The organism is Mesorhizobium sp. M0618 (genome assembly GCF_040320765.1).
Lineage (GTDB): Bacteria > Pseudomonadota > Alphaproteobacteria > Rhizobiales > Rhizobiaceae > Mesorhizobium.
Genome location: NZ_JAMYQH010000019.1, coordinates 74,252 through 91,031, shown reverse-complemented (window position 1 = coordinate 91,031; position 16,780 = coordinate 74,252). Strand labels below are relative to the sequence as shown.

Annotated in this window: 21 protein-coding genes; 15 read left to right on the top strand and 6 right to left on the bottom strand. The window is 62.0% G+C overall.

Annotated elements, in window-relative coordinates; genetic code table 11:
* Positions 1-37 precede the first annotated feature (37 nt).
* From NKJ04_RS20540 to NKJ04_RS20490, 11 genes are all read left to right on the top strand, one after another.
* Positions 38-511, top strand: coding sequence for a hypothetical protein (locus NKJ04_RS20540; RefSeq protein WP_352677237.1), 474 nt, complete (start codon positions 38-40; stop codon positions 509-511).
* A gap of 120 nt (positions 512-631) precedes the next feature.
* Positions 632-991 carry a hypothetical protein gene (locus NKJ04_RS20535; protein WP_352677236.1) on the top strand — a complete coding sequence of 120 codons (360 nt, stop codon included), beginning with the start codon at positions 632-634 and terminating at the stop codon, positions 989-991.
* Between the two features lie 121 nt (positions 992-1,112).
* A complete protein-coding gene (locus NKJ04_RS20530) occupies positions 1,113-2,033 on the top strand; it encodes a DMT family transporter (RefSeq protein ID WP_352677235.1) in 921 nt (306 codons plus the stop codon).
* 55 nt (positions 2,034-2,088) lie between these two features.
* Positions 2,089-2,715: a molybdenum cofactor guanylyltransferase MobA gene (gene mobA, locus NKJ04_RS20525; protein WP_352677234.1), complete on the top strand. Its 627-nt coding sequence runs from the start codon at positions 2,089-2,091 to the stop codon at positions 2,713-2,715.
* Positions 2,712-3,221, top strand: a complete 510-nt coding sequence (gene mobB / locus NKJ04_RS20520; protein WP_023813952.1) for a molybdopterin-guanine dinucleotide biosynthesis protein B — start codon at positions 2,712-2,714, stop codon at positions 3,219-3,221. Before mobA ends, mobB begins: the two co-directional genes overlap by 4 nt.
* Before the next feature lie 157 nt (positions 3,222-3,378).
* Positions 3,379-4,164 (top strand): ABC transporter substrate-binding protein, encoded by a 786-nt coding sequence (locus NKJ04_RS20515; RefSeq protein ID WP_023813951.1) that lies wholly within the window; start codon positions 3,379-3,381, stop codon positions 4,162-4,164.
* A gap of 80 nt (positions 4,165-4,244) precedes the next feature.
* Positions 4,245-4,964 (top strand): ABC transporter permease, encoded by a 720-nt coding sequence (locus NKJ04_RS20510; RefSeq protein ID WP_352552218.1) that lies wholly within the window; start codon positions 4,245-4,247, stop codon positions 4,962-4,964.
* Positions 4,961-5,782 (top strand): ABC transporter permease, encoded by an 822-nt coding sequence (locus NKJ04_RS20505; RefSeq protein ID WP_352552220.1) that lies wholly within the window; start codon positions 4,961-4,963, stop codon positions 5,780-5,782. Before NKJ04_RS20510 ends, NKJ04_RS20505 begins: the two co-directional genes overlap by 4 nt.
* 106 nt (positions 5,783-5,888) lie before the next feature.
* Complete coding sequence (locus NKJ04_RS20500) at positions 5,889-6,758, top strand: NAD(P)-dependent oxidoreductase (protein ID WP_352677233.1); 870 nt, start codon at positions 5,889-5,891, stop codon at positions 6,756-6,758.
* A 9-nt stretch (positions 6,759-6,767) separates the two neighbouring features.
* Positions 6,768-7,520: a DNA alkylation repair protein gene (locus NKJ04_RS20495; RefSeq protein WP_352677232.1), complete on the top strand. Its 753-nt coding sequence runs from the start codon at positions 6,768-6,770 to the stop codon at positions 7,518-7,520.
* A gap of 103 nt (positions 7,521-7,623) precedes the next feature.
* On the top strand, positions 7,624-8,193 hold the full coding sequence (locus tag NKJ04_RS20490; protein ID WP_352677231.1) for a DUF3299 domain-containing protein: 570 nt from the start codon (positions 7,624-7,626) through the stop codon (positions 8,191-8,193).
* A gap of 20 nt (positions 8,194-8,213) precedes the next feature.
* Here NKJ04_RS20490 and NKJ04_RS20485 read toward each other — a convergent pair whose 3' ends face one another.
* The 4 genes from NKJ04_RS20485 to NKJ04_RS20470 all read right to left on the bottom strand — a co-directional run bounded on the left by NKJ04_RS20485 (position 8,214) and on the right by NKJ04_RS20470 (position 10,710).
* Complete coding sequence (locus NKJ04_RS20485) at positions 8,214-8,705, bottom strand: Lrp/AsnC family transcriptional regulator (RefSeq protein ID WP_006205209.1); 492 nt, start codon at positions 8,703-8,705, stop codon at positions 8,214-8,216.
* A 109-nt stretch (positions 8,706-8,814) separates the two neighbouring features.
* The gene (locus NKJ04_RS20480) at positions 8,815-9,495 is read right to left on the bottom strand and encodes a uracil-DNA glycosylase family protein (protein ID WP_128303649.1); all 681 of its coding nucleotides are present in this window, start codon (positions 9,493-9,495) and stop codon (positions 8,815-8,817) included.
* The gene (locus tag NKJ04_RS20475) at positions 9,435-10,046 is read right to left on the bottom strand and encodes a glutathione S-transferase (protein ID WP_352442421.1); all 612 of its coding nucleotides are present in this window, start codon (positions 10,044-10,046) and stop codon (positions 9,435-9,437) included. Before NKJ04_RS20475 ends, NKJ04_RS20480 begins: the two co-directional genes overlap by 61 nt.
* Before the next feature lie 43 nt (positions 10,047-10,089).
* Positions 10,090-10,710, bottom strand: a complete 621-nt coding sequence (locus NKJ04_RS20470) for a thermonuclease family protein (RefSeq protein ID WP_352552225.1) — start codon at positions 10,708-10,710, stop codon at positions 10,090-10,092.
* Between the two features lie 75 nt (positions 10,711-10,785).
* Here NKJ04_RS20470 and NKJ04_RS20465 point away from each other — a divergent pair, with 75 nt between their 5' ends.
* On the top strand, positions 10,786-12,306 hold the full coding sequence (locus tag NKJ04_RS20465; RefSeq protein ID WP_352442420.1) for a sensor histidine kinase: 1,521 nt from the start codon (positions 10,786-10,788) through the stop codon (positions 12,304-12,306).
* A gap of 12 nt (positions 12,307-12,318) precedes the next feature.
* On the opposite strand, the gene NKJ04_RS20460 is transcribed toward NKJ04_RS20465, so the two are convergent.
* Positions 12,319-13,317, bottom strand: a complete 999-nt coding sequence (locus NKJ04_RS20460; protein WP_352677230.1) for a nicotinate-nucleotide--dimethylbenzimidazole phosphoribosyltransferase — start codon at positions 13,315-13,317, stop codon at positions 12,319-12,321.
* A gap of 197 nt (positions 13,318-13,514) precedes the next feature.
* Here NKJ04_RS20460 and NKJ04_RS20455 point away from each other — a divergent pair, with 197 nt between their 5' ends.
* Together NKJ04_RS20455 and NKJ04_RS20450 are read left to right on the top strand one after the other, a co-directional pair.
* On the top strand, positions 13,515-13,748 hold the full coding sequence (locus NKJ04_RS20455; protein ID WP_164892906.1) for a DUF1289 domain-containing protein: 234 nt from the start codon (positions 13,515-13,517) through the stop codon (positions 13,746-13,748).
* Between the two features lie 7 nt (positions 13,749-13,755).
* Positions 13,756-14,460, top strand: coding sequence for a TIGR02281 family clan AA aspartic protease (locus NKJ04_RS20450; RefSeq protein ID WP_128303645.1), 705 nt, complete (start codon positions 13,756-13,758; stop codon positions 14,458-14,460).
* A gap of 10 nt (positions 14,461-14,470) precedes the next feature.
* Here the strand turns inward: NKJ04_RS20450 and dusA are convergent, their stop codons facing one another.
* The gene (gene dusA / locus NKJ04_RS20445; RefSeq protein ID WP_352677229.1) at positions 14,471-15,466 is read right to left on the bottom strand and encodes a tRNA dihydrouridine(20/20a) synthase DusA; all 996 of its coding nucleotides are present in this window, start codon (positions 15,464-15,466) and stop codon (positions 14,471-14,473) included.
* Positions 15,467-15,594: 128 nt separating this feature from the next.
* Between dusA and NKJ04_RS20440 the strand changes: the two genes are divergently transcribed.
* The gene (locus NKJ04_RS20440; RefSeq protein WP_127259349.1) at positions 15,595-16,689 is read left to right on the top strand and encodes a site-specific integrase; all 1,095 of its coding nucleotides are present in this window, start codon (positions 15,595-15,597) and stop codon (positions 16,687-16,689) included.
* The last annotated feature ends 91 nt before the right edge of the window (positions 16,690-16,780 follow it).

The following is a 16,780-nucleotide window of genomic DNA, read 5'->3' as shown; positions in this document are numbered from 1 at the left end:
AAGAATTGCCGTGCGGTCATCGACTTCGGGGCAAGACATGCGGCGGTTCTTTTCATTCGGGACGTTTTTCGCTGCGATCGCGGCGAGCACGGCAATTGCCGCGCCGTTCACCTATGTGAACGAGCGCTTCGGCACCGTCTGCACCTTTCCCGAGGAAATCTTCACCGAGCACCAGCCCGAGCCCGACAATGGCGACGGGCAGCAATGGCTGAGTGCCGATGGTGCCAGCCTGATCTGCTCGGGCATCCTCAACATCGACGACGATACGCCGAAAGGCTTTGTCGCGGCGGAGAAGGCGAGCAACGAGCCGGGCTACAAGGTGACCTACAGCAGGGCCGGAAAGGACTGGGCCGTGCTGTCGGGCTTGAAGGAAGGAAAGATCTTTTACGAGCGGCGCCTGTTTGGTGGAGATGGCGTCATCCGCACGGTATGGGTCGATTACCCTCCGGCCCTGAAGTCGAAATACGACCCGCTGGTCGGCGCCATTGCCGGCAGTCTCAAGGGACCATGAACGTTTCGGACCACACCCCAGAAAAAGTCTTGTTCGCGAACCGCAGCCGGATTTACGGCCAGTCTGTTCCAGCCTAGCCTTTCTCTGGAAGCGGCTCTTCGCTCACAGGGGGAATACATCATGCGCAAACTCATTCTTACTCTGGCCTTGCTCGGTCTCGCGGCCGCGCCCGCCGCGGCGCAGTCGATCGGCGGCACCTATACGGTCGCCGGCACCAACTTCGACGGTTCGGCCTATGGCGGCGAAGCCACCATCACGCTGACCAGCGGGACGACCTGCGCGATCCATTGGGAAACCGGTGGCTCATCTTCCGACGGCATCTGCATGCGCAACGATGACGCCTTCTCCGCCGGCTATGTCATGGGCAAGGATATCGGCCTCGTCGTCTACAAGATGACGGATGACGGCTCGCTGCATGGTCTGTGGACCATCGCCGGCAAGGAAGGCAATGGCACCGAGGTGCTGACGCCGAAGAAGTAAGTTCTGCCGCCATTGCAGGTGATCTTCTGGGCCACAAACAAGGCTGTGGCCCAGCCCTTTGCTGTTGCTGTTTCCTATCCGGCTGTTACAGGCTTGCTGCAAAGTACAACCGGTAGTCGTCTTGCCCCTGTCTCCAAATCTTCGCGGCGCGTTGTTCATGATGGTGGCGATGGCCGGCTTCACCCTCAACGACGCCATCACCAAATACTCGTCACAATCGATGAACATGGCGCAGGTCATGTTGATCCGTGGGGCGTTCGCTTCGCTTTTCGTTGGCTTGCTCGCCTGGCAGCGCGGCGCGCTCGCCCGCCCGGGCTCGATGCTGCAGCCTCTGGTGGCCCTGCGCGTGATCAGCGAGGCCGGTGCCACGGTGAGTTTTCTCGTCGCCCTCGCCCATTTGCCGATCGCCAATGTTTCGGCGGTGCTGCAGGCGCTGCCACTGGCGGTGACGATGGGGGCCGCGCTCGTCTTTGGCGAGGCTGTCGGCTGGCGGCGCTGGCTGGCCATCGCCATCGGATTTGCCGGCGTGCTGATCATCGTGCGGCCTGGCTTCGAAGGGTTCAGCATCTACTCGCTGGCGGCGCTGGCCAGCGTTGCCTGTTGTGCGGTGCGCGATCTCGCCACCAAGCAGATTCCCAAGGCCATTCCGACATTGCTGGTGTCGACGGCAACCGCGCTTGCCATGACCATCGTCGGTGCGGCGCTGTTGCCGGCAATGGGCGGCTGGACGCCGATGACGGGGGACAGCACAGCCCTGCTGGCCCTGGCGGCGGTGCTGGTGCTGATCGGCTACCAGTTCATCATCATGGCGATGCGGGCGGGCGACATCTCCTTCATCGCGCCGTTCCGCTATACGGCCCTGATCTGGTCGATCCTGCTTGGCCTGTTCATCTTCGCCGATATCCCCGATCCGCCGATGATCGTCGGCGCCACCATCATCATCGGCTCGGGCCTCTATGCGCTCTACCGCGAGCGGGTCGCCGGCCGGCGCAAGATCGTCGCCGAAAGCACGGGGCCGAGCATGGTTCCGGACGGAATCTAGCCAGATCATTGAAGGTTCTTGTGATTTCCGACGGCTGGCGTACAGGCTTCGTGGCATGAAGCGAGACATTGCGGGGATCATCCTGGCCGGTGGCCAGTCGAGACGGATGGGCGGCGGCGACAAGAGCCTGTTGCCGCTTGGCGATGGCTGCCTGCTTGACCAGGTCGTGTCGCGCTTCACCCCGCAAATAGAATCGCTGGCGCTCAGCGCCAATGGCGATCCTGCACGATTCCTGCGCTTTGGACTGCCGGTGCTTGCCGACAGCGTGCCCGGCTTTGCCGGGCCGCTCGCCGGAATCCTGACCGGCCTCGAATGGGCCGCGGCCAACCCGGGCTGCAAAGCGATCGTCAGTGCTGCCGGCGACACGCCTTTCCTGCCGTTGAACCTTGTCGAGCGTCTGGCAGCGGCCGCCGATCAAAGTCCCGGTTCGATTGCCGTTGCCTGCTCGGCCGGCAAGCGGCACCCGACCTTCGCGCTCTGGCCGCTCGGCTGCCGCGATGCCTTGCGGCACTTTCTGGTCGACGAGGATATCAGGCGGGTTTCGGCTTTCATCGACCGGCACGGTTTTGTCGAGGTGGAATTCCCTGTTCTGCAATCGGCGGGGGTCGACCCTTTCTTCAACATCAACGATCCGGACGATCTTGTGTCTGCCGAGCGTCTGTTGCAGAGCATCAAGCCATGAACAGACGCGTCTTCGGCATCACCGGCTGGAAGAATTCCGGCAAGACGACTTTGACCGAAAGGCTGGTCACCGAACTTGTCCGGCGCGGCTGGAAAGTCTCGACGGTGAAACACGCCCATCATGATTTCGACATCGACAAACCGGGCGCCGACAGTTTCCGCCACCGGCAGGCTGGCGCCACCGAAGTCGCGATCGTCTCCGGCGTTCGCTGGGCACTGATGCACGAGCTGCGCGGCGAGGACGAGCCGACATTGGAGACTGTCCTGTCGCGGCTTGCCCCTTGCGACCTTGTGCTGGTCGAGGGCTACAAGCGCGAAGCCCATGACAAGATCGAAACCCGCCGGCTGGATGCGAAGGACCGTACGCCGCTTTCGGCGGAGGATCCCAACATCGTCGCTGTCGCCGCCGATTTTGCGATTGAAGGCGAGCTGCTGCCGGTATTCGATCTCGACGATGCAAAATCGATAGCCGACTTCATCGAGCGCACCACTGGGCTCGTTGCTTGAGCGCTGACGCAACGGCAGAATAGCCTTGCCCATTTTTGTGGTTTTGCAGTTGCTTTTTTCTTGGAAAGAATGGGAGTATCGCGCCAGCGGGCGGTCAAAAGCACCGCCCCACAGAGCCGTTCGGAACGACGGCCGGGACCATAAAGAGAGGACTATCATGCGTATTGCACTGCGTATCGCGCTCGCCGCTTCGGCCGCGCTGCTGACGCTCGGCGTAGCTCAGGCCCAGGAAAAGACCCTGAAGATCGGCACCGAAGGCGCCTACCCGCCATTCAACAACCTCACCGCCGATGGCCAGCTCGTCGGCTTCGACATCGACATCGCCAAGGCGCTTTGCGATGAGATGAAGGTCAAGTGCACCTTCGTCGCCCAGGATTGGGACGGCATCATTCCAGCCCTCCAGGCCGGCAAGTTTGACGCCATCGTCGCCTCGATGTCGATCACGCCCGAGCGCAAGGAAAAGGTCGACTTCTCGAACAAATACTACAACACGCCGTCGGCGCTCGCCGTGCCGAAAGACTCGACGTTGAAAGGCGTGACCAAGGAAGATCTCGCCGGCAAGACCATCGGCGTCGCCACCACCACCACGCATTTCAACTATGCCTCGAAGACCTACACCGACAGCACCGTCAAGGGTTATCCGAGCAGCCCCGAGGAGCAGGCCGATCTTGCCAATGGTCGTCTCGACGCCATCCAGGACGATATCGTCGTGCTGCAGCAGTTTCTGGATTCGCCTGATGGCGCCTGCTGCAAGATTCTCGGCCAGCCTTCGCCGCAGCCGGTCGAGATCTTCGGGCCGGGCGCCGGCATTGCCGTGCGCAAGGGCGAGACCGACCTGGTCAACAAGCTCAATTCGGCCATCGACGCCATCCGCGCCAATGGAAAATACAAGGAAATCAACGACAAGTACTTCAAGTTCGACGTCTACGGCGCCGAGTCCTGATAAATACGGTCAAGACGGCGGGGAATTTCCCCGCCGTCTTTCTATTCGTCTTGGGAATGCCGTGGAGATAAGACCGGTCGATGCCAGCCCAGAGCATATGGACACTTCTCAGTTGGGGACCCGAAGGCTGGCTTGACGATATTGCCTATGGCGCACTGATCACCATTGCGCTTGCGCTTGCCACGCTGCCCATCGGCCTGGCGATCGGCTTTTTCATTGCACTCGCCAAGCAGTCCGAAGAACCCTCGTTGCGCCTTGCCGCCAACATTTACACCACCGTCTTTCGCGGCCTGCCGGAGCTGGTGACGCTTTTCCTGTTCTTCTTCGGCATGCCGATCCTGCTGCAGCATCTCGTCAGGTACTTCCGGCCGGACACCACCATCGACGTCAACAGCTTTGTCGCCGGTATGATCGTGCTTGCGCTGATCTTCTCGTCCTATGCCAGCGAGGTTTTCCTGTCGGCCTTCCGGGCCATTCCGAAAGGCCAGTATGAGGGTGGCTATGCCATCGGTCTTTCGAACTGGCTGACCATGCGCAAGGTGATCGTGCCGCAACTGCTGCGCATCGCGTTCCCCGGACTGGAAAACTGCTGGCTCAGCCTGCTCAAGGACACGTCCCTGGTATCGGTCGTCGGCCTGGCCGAGACGCTGCGCAATGCCAGCATTGCCGCCCGCGTCACCAAGCACGCTTTCCTGTTCTTCGGCGTCGCCTCCCTGGTCTTTCTTGCCCTGGCCGTCCTGTCGTCCTTCGCCACCAGCGCGATTCTGCGCTCGCTTGGCCGGCGGGAGGCGCAACGATGAACGCCACGGCCACCATCGTCGAACGGCCCCCGCCCCGGGCGCGCGGCTGGCCGCGCAGGCGTATTGCCGGTTATGCGCTGGTCTGCCTGTGGATTTTGTTCGGCATTGGCATCGTCAGCTATCTCTTCCTTGCCTGGAACCCTGAGTTCTTCGCCAAATATGCGCCAGCCTATTTGCGAGGGCTTGGGGTAACGCTCTCGCTGGTTTCCATATCGATGGTGCTCGGCGCGATCCTGTCGGTGCCCGTCGCTTACGGGCGCATGTCCAAGAACCGGATCCTGTCCGGCCTCGCCTATTGCTACGTCTATTTCTTCCGCGGCACGCCGCTGCTGGTCCAGACTTATCTCGTCTATTACGGATTGGGCTCGTTCAGGGTCGAGCTCCAGTCGATCGGCCTCTGGGACTTTTTCAAGGACGCGTTCAATTGCGGCGTCTTTGCCTTTGCGCTCAACACCGCCGCCTATCAGGCCGAGATTCTGCGCGGCGCCATCGAGAGCGTGCCAAGAGGGCAATGGGAAGGGGCGGCATCGCTTGGTCTGCACAAGTTGCAGACCTTGCGCAAGATCATCCTGCCGCAAGCCTTGATCGTCGCCTTGCGGCCCTATGGCAACGAACTGATCCTGATGGTCAAGGCGTCCGCCATCGTCGCCATCATCACGGTCTATGATCTGATGGGCAATGCAAAGCTCGCCTTCGCCAACTCGTTCGACATCCAGGCCTATATCTGGGTCGCGCTCGTCTATCTGGTGATGGTCGAGATATTGCGCCATGGCGTCGAATGGATCGAGCGCCGGATCACCGTTCACCTGAAACGCTGACTATTTCAATTCAGCTGCACCAGCCGATCCTGCCCTACGCGTCTTGACGAATTGAGCGCAGAGCCTAGAGCTTTCGCAGCAAATTCCGTTTCTGAAGGGCAAGCTCATGGCATCTGTTGCATTTCTCGGTCTTGGCGTGATGGGCTATCCGATGGCCGGGCACTTGAAGAACAAGGGTGGCCATGATGTCACCGTCTACAACCGCACCAAGGCCAAGGCCGAGCAATGGGTTGGCCAGCATGGCGGTAGCCTTGCGGCGACGCCGGCACAGGCCGCCGAGGGCAAGGATTTTGTCTTCTCCTGTGTCGGCAATGACGACGATCTGCGTTCGGTGACGACCGGTCCGGAAGGCGCCTTCAAATCGATGAAGAAGGGTTCGGTCTTCATCGACAACACCACGGCCTCGGCCGAGGTCGCTCGCGAGCTGGCGGCGGCGGCGGAAGCCGGCGGGTTTTCGTTTCTCGATGCGCCTGTCTCGGGCGGCCAGGCCGGCGCCGAGAATGGCGTACTGACCGTCATGGTCGGCGGCGAGCAGAACGCTTTCGACAGAGCGAAGCCTGTTATCGACGCTTTTGCCCGCATGGTCGGCTTGATGGGGTCGGCCGGTGCCGGCCAGCTCACCAAGATGATCAACCAGATCACCATAGCCGGCCTCGTCCAAGGCCTGGCCGAAGGAATCCATTTCGGCAAGAAGGCCGGACTCGACATCGAGAAGGTGATCGAGGTGATTTCCAAGGGTGCCGCCGGCTCCTGGCAGATGGAGAACCGCCATAAGACGATGAACGCCGGCAAATATGATTTCGGCTTCGCCGTCGACTGGATGCGCAAGGATCTCGGCATCTGTCTGGCCGAGGCCGATCGCAATGGCGCCAGACTGCCGGTGACAGCACTTGTCGACCAGTTCTACAAGGATGTGCAGGCGATGGGCGGCAAGCGCTGGGACACGTCCTCGCTGCTGGCGCGCCTGGAGAAGTAGGTTTCCGCCGTGGCAGAGCTCTCACCTCAATCCACAGCCGCGGAAGTCGTCGCCCATCTTCGCGCTATCGGGTCGGAGGAGAACCGCCTCGGCATGTTGCGCTACGGCATCAAGATCGACCGTGCGCTTGGTATCTCGCACGGCATGCAGCGGCAGATCGCCAGGAAGATCAGACGCAACCACGAGCGCGCCTTCGAGCTATGGGACACCGGCATCATGGAGGCGCAGTTCATCGCCTCCGTCACGGCTGACCCGAAACGGTTTTCTGCTGAAGATGCAAGACGATGGGCGGCCAGCTTCGACTCCTGGGACATCGTCGACGGCGTCTCCGACCTCTTTGTCGACACGGACGCCTGGAAAGAACTGATCGCCGAGTTCGCGGCGGACGAGCGGGAATTCGTTCGGCGCACGGCCTTTGCCATGATGGCCTGGTCTGTCGTCCACCGGAAGAAGGAGCCGGAGACGACCTTCCTCGCCTTCCTGCCGATCATCGAAACGCATGCCAACGACAGCCGCAATTTCGTGAAGAAAGCCGTGAACTGGGCGCTTCGGTCGATCGGCAAACGATCAATGGACATGCACGGCGCTGCCCTGGCTGTCGCCGAACGATTGGCGCAGTCGGCAGACAAGACGGCGCGCTGGATCGGCAAGGACGCCGTAAGGGAGCTGTCCAATGCCAAGACGCTCGCGCGGATCGTCGCCAGAAAGGCTGACGGCGCGGAAATCCGCTTTCCGGCATGTCTGGATCTCGCCGACATGTGAAGTGGCTGCCGACATGTGATGCGGCTGCCGACATGTGATGCGGCGGGAGCGTTGACGTCGTTGACAGCGGCGTCTTTACTTGAGCTTCAAAGGGACGCGGCCAATGAGCAATCCTCCCAAATCAATCCTGGCCTTCGCAGCGGTATTGTTTGTGTCCGCGGTCACCGATGCCTCGGCCGAGACCGCGCACATATTCTGGAAGGATCTGCGTCCGGCTACGCAATCCGCCGCCGAAAACGTCGGGCTGCCGATGATCGCGGCAAAATTGCCCGACCATGGCGAGACGCTGTCCCTCAACCTGCAGGACAAAAGCATTCAGCTAGCCGGCTACGCATTGCCGGTCGATCGCGACGGCGATCTTGTCTATCAGTTCCTGCTGGTGCCGTGGACGGGTGCGTGCAGCCACATGCCAACGCCGCCCCCCAACCAGATCGTGCTGGTCACGCCGGCACGTCCCTACAAAATGTCCGAGGCCTATCAGCCGGTCGCGGTCACCGGCGCGCTGAAGCCGGACATGGAGAAGAGCCAGCTGTTCATCCTCGACGGCGTCAGCGTCATCCAGTCTGGCTACAGCGTCCGCAAGGCAGACGTGGTCGCCGTCGGCAGCGTACCGGACACCGTCACCCTGCCGGTCAATTCGCCCTGGAGTTTCCTCAACAAAAAGAAGAACTAAGCAGGACAACCTGCTGCAGCTCAGGCGGCGTTGGCACCCGATTCCTTGTCCAGCACCATGTAGTCGAGCGGGATTTCGGTCGTGTACTTGATCTGCTCCATGGCGAAGGACGACGACACGTCACGGATTTCGATCTTGGCGATCAGCCGCTTGTAGAAGGCGTCATAGGCGGCGATGTCTGGAACCACGACCCGCAGCAGATAATCGACGTCACCGCTCATGCGGTAGAACTCGACCACCTCGGGAAACTCCTGGATGACTTCCGAGAAACGCCGCAGCCATTCATGGCTGTGCGAATTGGTGCGGATCGACACGAAGACGGTGACGCGCACATTGACCTTTTCATGGTCGAGAATGGCAACGCGCCGCTTGATGACGCCTTCCTCCTCGAGCTTCTGGATGCGCCGCCAGCAAGGTGTTGTCGACAGCCCGACTTTCTTGGCGACGTCGGCGACCGCGAGTGTCGCGTCCTCCTGCAAAAGACGGAGAATTTTTCTATCGAGGCGGTCCATATTTTGCTCCCCAGGGGAATAGATTGGCTATACTCCCCCTTATTCCGACCTTTCACAAGAAAGAAATTCTGCCAATTGACGGAAAAGCGAGTGATTTCTTGCTGTAAGGTCAGCCGAGGCGATATCGGATTTCCGAACGCAGAAAAGGCAGCAAATCCATTTCAAACCATGGATTCTTCTTCAGCCAGCCGGTGTTGCGCCACGAGGGATGCGGCAGCGGCAGCACTTTCGGACCGACGGAATTCTCCCAGATGGAGCGCCAATCCATGACCGTTTCGGTCAGGGAGGGCCGGCGCGCCGCACCCATGTGCCAGGACTGCGCATAGATGCCGATCGTCAGCACCAGATCGATCCGTGGCATCGAGGCCATCAAAGGCGCGCGCCAGGCCGCCGCGCATTCGCGCCTCGGCGGCAGATCTCCCCCCTTGGCATCCTGGCCGGGAAAGCAGAAGCCCATCGGGACGATGGCGAATTTTTCGATGTCGTAGAATTCGTCGCTCGTCACGCCAAGCCAACTGCGCAGGCGGTCGCCGGAGGCGTCGGTGAACGGCATGCCAGACAGATGTACCTTGGTGCCGGGCGCCTGGCTGGCGATCAGGATACGGGCGCTGGACGAAGGGCGCAGTACTGGTCGTGGCTCATGCGGCAACGGCTTGCCGGCCGGATTTTCCACGCAGATACGGCAGGCGCGGACCCTGGCGACGAGGTTTTCGAGTTCAACAGTCATTCTCAGGCTGATGCGCTCGGCCGGCTGGAGACGGCCTGATGCCAGCGCAACACATTCGCGCAGTCATCCGGCACCTTGATGCGTGCCGGCTTCATGAAGTCGACGGCGATCAGGCCGGTGATGTCGGCGATCGAATAGCTGTCACCGGCGATGAACTCCCGGCTGCCCAGTTCGCCGTCCAGAAGCCTGAGGAACGCCACGGCCTTCGGCTTATTGGCCTCACCCCATTCGGGGACCTGCGGGATTTCCCATTCCTTCATGGCCGGATGGATGTGCCGGAAAGCCTGCGTGACGCAACTGAGCAAATTGAATTCCATCCGTCGCTGCCACATCTCGACCTGCGCCTTGCCGAGTGCGCCGCGCCCGAACAGGGCCGGTTCGGGATGCAGTTCCTCGAAATAACGGCAGATGGCGACGGATTCCGTGATGACGGTGCCGTCGTCGAGTTCCAGCACCGGCAGGCGTTGCAAGGGATTGCGCGAGCTGACCGCCTGTTGCCTGTGTTCGAGCGCCCCCATGTCGATGGGCACCTGCGGAACCTCGATGCCTTTCTCGGCCAGGAAAACGCGGACCCGCCGTGGATTGGGCGCCCGGCCCCCGTCGAAGAGTTTCATTCCATCCTCCTGTTCGTTCTCGGTTCCAGTTCCAGGACGCGTATCACCAGAAGCGAAAAATCTCGCGCACGGCATCGCCGATCGAGGCCAGTGTGCCGTGCTTCTTCTCGACGACTTCCCCGTGATGGCTGTCTCGCCAGTTCTGCGGCTGATCGAACGTTCCCGCCCAGATGCCGGCCTTTCCCGCCCGGGCGACGGCCTCCTCGCTCTCGAAGTCGCCATAGGCAACCGCCCAGCCGGCCTCGACCTGCGCGCGGTTGAGATTCTTGCCGCCGGCGGTGCAGTCGCCGAGCAGCCGGCCATAACGATCACGCTGCCAGCCGGTACAAGAGACGGGCTTGCCGGCGATCAGGCGAACGAGCGACTGACGCGCAAGCGTGCCGCAGGAATAGTCCGCGCCGTTCTTGCGGCAGGTCTGCGTATATTCTGGAGCATCGATGCCGCGCATGCGGATACGCTCGGTGCCAAGCGTGATCGAATCGCCGTCGTTGATGATTGCCACGCCTTGCGTTTTGCGTGTCTCGACCCGGTCGAGGCGGGCCGCCAGCAGGATCAGCAGTCCGAGGATGATGACGGCAAGCCCGTAATCCACCAGCCGGCGCCACAGGCTTCTGGGGCGCGCAACGTATCGCCGGCGCGGTCTTGGCGACCACGGGCGGCTCATATGGCAAACGGTTGGTTAATCATTCGAACGTAGCTTAACACTTGGAAACCGCTGCTCGCATAAATTGAAGTTTTGATGCCCTTGCAACGCTCGAACACAGCGGACAAGTTCATTGTGGACCGCAGGAAACCTCATCGCAACAGCGATGTGGCGCGCGCGGTGCGCAAGACGCGTGACCGTCTTTCGCAGCAGGCCGGCAATCCCGATTTCGATCGCGAACTGTTGAAGCTGCATGCCCGCGCGATGACCAGCGGCGCCATCGCCATCCCGCTTCTTGTCCTGTCGATCGCGGCGGCCGGCCGGCTGGCCGGAATCGGCAACGAGATCGGGCTCTGGGCGCTGTTCGCCCTGACCTGCTACACCATCGTTGCCTTCATGGCGCGGCGCATCGAGCGCACGGAAGCTTCCGACCTCAACCCTTCGCAAGCACGACGGGAATTCCTGATCGGCCATTTCCTTTGCGGTCTCGGCTGGGCATGGTTTGTGTGGCTTGGCTGCAGCGTCTGCGAGGTCGATCCGTTCCACATCGTCAAGGCCGTGGTGCTGTTGTTCGCCATGGCGGCGACCGCGGTGATGACCTCGTCTCTGCGCGGGGCGCTGTTGGCCACCTTTGCCGTTCCCGTGGCGCTCTACGCTTATGCCGGCGCCAAGCTATGGATGCCGGTCGAGGCGATCATGGCCGCGCTGCTGGTCATGTCGCTGCCGTTCTTCGCCTATGTGGCCCGGCATCTCAACCACTCGTCCCTGATGATGTTGTCGTTCCGCTCCGAAAAGGATGCGCTGATCGCCGAACTGGAGACGGCGAAATCGATGTCGGACGAGGCGCGGCGGCGGGCCGAAGACGCCAATCTGGCGAAATCGCGGTTCCTCGCTTCGATGAGCCACGAATTGCGCACACCGCTCAACGCCATTCTCGGTTTTTCCGAGGTGATGTCGAACGAGGTGCTGGGGCCGATGAGCAATCCCACCTATCGCGACTACGCCCATGACGTGCACGAATCCGGCCAGCATCTGCTCGACCTGATCAACGAGATCCTCGACCTCTCGCGCATCGAGGCCGGCCGCTACCAGCTCAACGAAGAGCCGGTGATGCTGCTTGGTATCGTCGAGGACTGCTGTCACATGATGGAGTTGAGGGCGCGCAACAAGGATATCCGGGTCGTCCAGGATTTCGAGCACGAACTGCCGCGCCTTTTCGCTGATGAGCGTGCGGTGCGACAGATCACGCTCAACCTTCTGTCGAATGCGATAAAATTCACCGCTACCGGCGGTGAAATCCGTGTCCGCGTTGGTTGGACGGCGGGCGGCGGACAATACATTTCGATCAAGGACAACGGTCCGGGCATACCGGAAGACGAGATCCCGATCGTGCTTTCCGCCTTCGGCCAGGGCTCGATCGCGATCAAGAGCGCCGAGCAAGGCACCGGGCTTGGCCTGCCGATCGTGCAAGGGCTGCTCGCCATGCATGGCGGCGAGTTCGAGCTTCATTCCAAGCTGCGCGAAGGCACCGAGGCGATCGCCATCTTCCCGCTGAGCCGGGTGATGGAGGAACTGCCCGCGCTGCCGACGGCGGCGGTGGCGGCTCGACGACGGTAATCCGGCAAGACTCTAGCCGCGTACCGCAGCTGCCATGCCCGAACTGGTCAGCGCGGCGGCCTTGACCAGACCCGCGGCAAGGGCGGCCCCTGCCCCTTCGCCATGGCTGATGCCCAGATCAAGCAACGGGCGCAGGCCGAGCCTTTGGGCGGCGCGTGCATGCGCGGTCTCTGGCGACAGGCTGGCCAGAAGGCAATGATCGAGCGCGGCGGGATTGACGCCATGCAGTACCGCTGCGGCTGCCGTGGCGGCCAATCCGTCGAGCAGCAGCGGGATCTTCTGCATGCGCGCGGCAAGGATGGCGCCGGCGATCGCCGCGAATTCACGGCCGCCGACCCGGCGCAGCGCCTCGAGCGGGTCGCCGAGATGGCCGCTATGAAAAGCCAGCGCCGCATCGACCACGTCGGCCTTGCGTGCCTGCATCGCCGCATCGGCGCCCGACCCCGCGCCGACCCAGTCGAAGCCCCTGCCCCCGAACAGCGCCGTAAACAGGGCGGCAGCGACGGTGGAGTTGCCGACGCCGAGATCGCCCAGGCACAAAAGATCGGTCCCGCCGGCGATCGCTTCCATGCCGAAGGCCATGGTGGCGGCACAGCCGCGCTCGTCGAGCGCGGCATCCTCGGTGATGTCGGCGGTCGGGATGTGCAGGGCGAGATCGAAGACCTTCAGTCCGAGGTCGTTGGCGATGCAGATCTGGTTGATCGCGGCACCTCCGGCGGCGCAAAGCTCGACCGCATTGGCGGTCGCCGCCACCGGCCGTGGCGAAATGCCGTGGCGCGTGACGCCGTGATTGCCGGCAAAGACCGCCATCAGCGGTCTTGTCACCGCGGGCGGGGCCCGCCCGCTCCAGGCTGCCAGCCAGGCGGCGATGTCCTCGATACGGCCAAGCGAATTGCCTGGTTTGTCGGCCTTGGCAAACAGCATGCGCACGCGGGTCTCGGCTGCCGTGTCGGCCGCCGGCAGATTGGCCAACAGGTTGCGAAAATCGTCGAAGGGCAGTGCGCTGGTCATCTTGTTGTCGATCATTCCCTGGAGTTGGTGAGCGGCATAGCCGCCTTGCGAGGTTGGCACAACCTCTGGGATGATGGGCCTGCATTTGACGCAAAGCCGGCCCCGAAGGGCGCAATCGCGAGGGCTTGCATTGGCTTTGCCGTTGCACCATGTGGAGGTGGAACAAGGGATTCCGGATGGAAGCCCAAGAGAAAGTCATGACGGCCATCGAATCCCCGTGCATCCTGGTCTGTTCGATCGACATGAAAACCGGCTTCTGTTTCGGCTGCGGCCGCACGCGCGAGGAGATCGGCACCTGGATCGGGATGACGACGGAAACGCGCCGCAGCGTCATGGCGCAATTGCCGGCCCGGCTGGAAACGGTCGAGCGCCGGCCGCGCCGGGAAACGCGCCGCACCCGCATGGCGCGCGAACGCGACGCGCTATCGTGAGGTGCGGATGAGCCGGTTGTTCTGGATATTGATGGCCGCGATCGGGGTGGGAGCAGTCCTGCTCATGCTCAACGATTCCGCCGGCAGCACGCTCGGCGTGGAGAACAACGATTTCAGCCGACTGATCTGGCTCGGCGCCTTTGGCGCCCTTGTCGGCGCCGGCCTGCTTCGCTCGGGCCGGCCCCTGGGCGCCATGGCCCGCAACCTCGGCGCCTGGGCGGCGATCGCACTCGCGCTGATCGCTGGCTACCAGTATCGCTATGAGTTGCAGGATGTCGCCAGCCGGGTGACCGCGGGCCTTGTTCCCGGCAGCCCGCTTGCACTTGGCGTCGAGGACGGCCACGCCACGGTGACGCTCGACAAGGCCGACAACGGCCATTTCGAAGCGCGCATCCTGATCAATGGCAACCCGGTCCGGGCCGTGGTGGATACGGGTGCAACCAGCACCGTGCTGACGTCGCAGGATGCGCAGGCCGCCGGTTTCAATCCGGCGGCGCTCAACTACACCATACCGGTTTCGACCGCCAACGGCATGGCGCGCGCCGCGGCCGTGAAAACCGATCAGATTGCGATCGGCGGCATCACGCGCAAGGATATGTCGGTGATGATCGCCGCACCCGGCATGCTCAGCCAGAGCCTGCTCGGCATGAACTTCATCGGTTCATTGTCGGGTTTTGACGTGCGCGGCGACCGCATGATCCTCAGGGATTGATCCCCGAAGCTCAAGCCGCTTCGGCTGCTGCTCCACCGAACTCGACGGCCGCGAAAGCCGTCTTCAGAACGTCGGGGCCGGCGCCGGGTTTTGTCGCGTCGGTGGAGAGGATCTGCCGGTAGCGGCGCGCGCCGGGCAGGCCATGGAACAGTCCGACCATATGGCGAGTGACATGGCCAAGCCGGCCACCCTGCTCGATATGGCGTGCCGCATAGTGCGCCATCGTATCGATCAGCGCGGCAAAATCGAACGGCTCGGACTGAACGCCGTAGAAAGCGGCATCGACGCCGGCCAGAATGCCGGGCGTGTGGTAGGCGGCGCGGCCAAGCATGGCGCCGTCGACGTGACCGAGATGCGCCCGGGCCTCTTCAATCGACTGAATTCCACCATTTATGCCTATGAATTTGTTGTTCTTTTTTGCCTTCAGTCGATAGACTCTGCTGTAATCGAGCGGCGGGATGTCTCGGTTTTCCTTGGGACTCAGCCCTTCCAGCCACGCCTTGCGTGCATGCACCCACAACGCGTCGGCGCCGGCATCGAAAACCCCATCCGCCAGCGCATCGAGGGCTGGTTCCGGGTCCTGCTCGTCGACGCCTATGCGGCATTTGACCGTCACGGGGATCTTCACCGCCGCTTTCATCGCCGCAACGCAGCCGGCGACGAGGTCCGGCACCTTCATCAGGCAGGCGCCGAACGTGCCCGACTGAACGCGGTCCGACGGACAGCCGACATTGAGGTTGATCTCGTCATAGCCAAAAGCCTCGCCGATGCGGGCAGCCTCGGCGAGCTTTTCACGATCAGAGCCGCCGAGCTGCAGCGCGACCGGATGTTCCGTCGCATCGAAGCCGAGCAGCCGCTCGCGCGTGCCGTGAATGACCGCGTCGGCCACCACCATCTCGGTGTAAAGCAGCGCATGGCTCGTCAACTGGCGGTGGAAGAACCGGCAATGCCGGTCCGTCCAATCCATCATAGGCGCAACGGAAATCCTATGGGCTTGATTTATCACGCTTTTTCTCGTATTTTCAGGGCCTTAAAACGTGCACACGTTCGCCGTTTGTACGACACGATATCCGTCAGTTTTCGCATTTTGTACCCCTCCCTGTGCACACAGCGTGCACGAAAAAGAGACCACCCATGGCATCCATCAACAAGTTGGCTTCCGGCAAGTGGCGTGTGCAGGTTCGCTGCAAGGGCCACTACCTCAGCACCAGCTTCTCGCTCCGCAAGGACGCCGAGATGTGGGCGCGCCGAATTGAGCGAGAAATCGACCTGGGTCAGAAGCCTGCTCCCAAGCACAAGGACGGGATCAAAACGGTCTCCGACCTGATCGACCTGCATATCGCCGATATGACGGAAGTTGGCAAGTTGATCGGGCGTTCGAAGGCATTCAGCCTGGACCTGCTACGAGCCAGGCTCGGAAGGCTCAACATCGCGGATCTCAGTCGCGAACAGGTCATAAAGTTCGGCAAGGAACGAGCCGAGGAAGGCGCCGGACCTGTCACCGTTGGAATAGACATCGGATACATCCGGACATTGCTGGTGCACGGCGCGGCTGTGCATGGACTGCCTTATTCAGCGGAGCCGGTGGAACTTGGTCGTGTCGCCCTCGCCCGCTTGGGTCTTGTTGGCAAGGGCAACGAACGCGATCGGCGGCCGACACTTGGCGAGATTGAGGCCCTGATCCGGTACTTCAGAGAAAACAACTTCCAGATTATCCCCGTCGACAAGATCATCCGCTTTGCGATCGCCACCGCCATGCGGCTCGGGGAAATCTGCAACGCCACGTGGGAGGACCTGAACGACCGCAACAACACCCTGCTGATACGAGATCGCAAGGACCCACGCCACAAAAAGGGCAATCACATGCGTATCCCGCTCCTCGATGTGAGTGGTTACGACGCCCGCGCGATCCTCGAAGAGCAGCGTTTCTCCACTGAGGGAAAGGGACGCATCTTCCCCTACAATGGGAAGTCGGCCGGAACCGCCTTCCGACGTGCCTGTCATGAACTTAAGGTCGAGGACCTGCACTTCCACGACCTGCGTCACGAAGGCACAAGCCGCCTGTTTGAAGCTGGCTTCACCATCGAGCAGGTCGCCATGGTCACCGGGCACAAGGATTGGAAGATGCTCCGCCGCTATACCCACTTGAGGCCGGAGCAACTTCATGTGATCGCGGCGAGGCTTCAACAGACACCGCCACATACGGAGTTGCGGCAAGCAATCGGCTAATACCACTTTGCCAGACATCCGCCGTTGCTGGGAGGACAACGACGAATCCAGGATGGATTGAGCGATGTTGTCACGGGTCGCAAGGATTGGA

Bases quoted from the DNA above. Each gene is read 5' to 3' on its own strand.
- NKJ04_RS20540 (WP_352677237.1), top strand. From the start codon at position 38: ATGCGGCGGTTCTTTTCATTCGGGACGTTTTTCGCTGCGATCGCGGCG.
- NKJ04_RS20535 (WP_352677236.1), top strand. From the start codon at position 632: ATGCGCAAACTCATTCTTACTCTGGCCTTGCTCGGTCTCGCGGCCGCG.
- mobA (WP_352677234.1), top strand. From the start codon at position 2,089: ATGAAGCGAGACATTGCGGGGATCATCCTGGCCGGTGGCCAGTCGAGA.
- mobB (WP_023813952.1), top strand. From the start codon at position 2,712: ATGAACAGACGCGTCTTCGGCATCACCGGCTGGAAGAATTCCGGCAAG.
- NKJ04_RS20515 (WP_023813951.1), top strand. From the start codon at position 3,379: ATGCGTATTGCACTGCGTATCGCGCTCGCCGCTTCGGCCGCGCTGCTG.
- NKJ04_RS20510 (WP_352552218.1), top strand. From the start codon at position 4,245: ATGCCAGCCCAGAGCATATGGACACTTCTCAGTTGGGGACCCGAAGGC.
- NKJ04_RS20505 (WP_352552220.1), top strand. From the start codon at position 4,961: ATGAACGCCACGGCCACCATCGTCGAACGGCCCCCGCCCCGGGCGCGC.
- NKJ04_RS20500 (WP_352677233.1), top strand. From the start codon at position 5,889: ATGGCATCTGTTGCATTTCTCGGTCTTGGCGTGATGGGCTATCCGATG.
- NKJ04_RS20490 (WP_352677231.1), top strand. From the start codon at position 7,624: ATGAGCAATCCTCCCAAATCAATCCTGGCCTTCGCAGCGGTATTGTTT.
- NKJ04_RS20485 (WP_006205209.1), bottom strand. From the start codon at position 8,705: ATGGACCGCCTCGATAGAAAAATTCTCCGTCTTTTGCAGGAGGACGCG.
- NKJ04_RS20475 (WP_352442421.1), bottom strand. From the start codon at position 10,046: ATGAAACTCTTCGACGGGGGCCGGGCGCCCAATCCACGGCGGGTCCGC.
- NKJ04_RS20470 (WP_352552225.1), bottom strand. From the start codon at position 10,710: ATGAGCCGCCCGTGGTCGCCAAGACCGCGCCGGCGATACGTTGCGCGC.
- NKJ04_RS20465 (WP_352442420.1), top strand. From the start codon at position 10,786: ATGCCCTTGCAACGCTCGAACACAGCGGACAAGTTCATTGTGGACCGC.
- NKJ04_RS20460 (WP_352677230.1), bottom strand. From the start codon at position 13,317: ATGACCAGCGCACTGCCCTTCGACGATTTTCGCAACCTGTTGGCCAAT.
- NKJ04_RS20455 (WP_164892906.1), top strand. From the start codon at position 13,515: ATGACGGCCATCGAATCCCCGTGCATCCTGGTCTGTTCGATCGACATG.
- NKJ04_RS20450 (WP_128303645.1), top strand. From the start codon at position 13,756: ATGAGCCGGTTGTTCTGGATATTGATGGCCGCGATCGGGGTGGGAGCA.
- NKJ04_RS20440 (WP_127259349.1), top strand. From the start codon at position 15,595: ATGGCATCCATCAACAAGTTGGCTTCCGGCAAGTGGCGTGTGCAGGTT.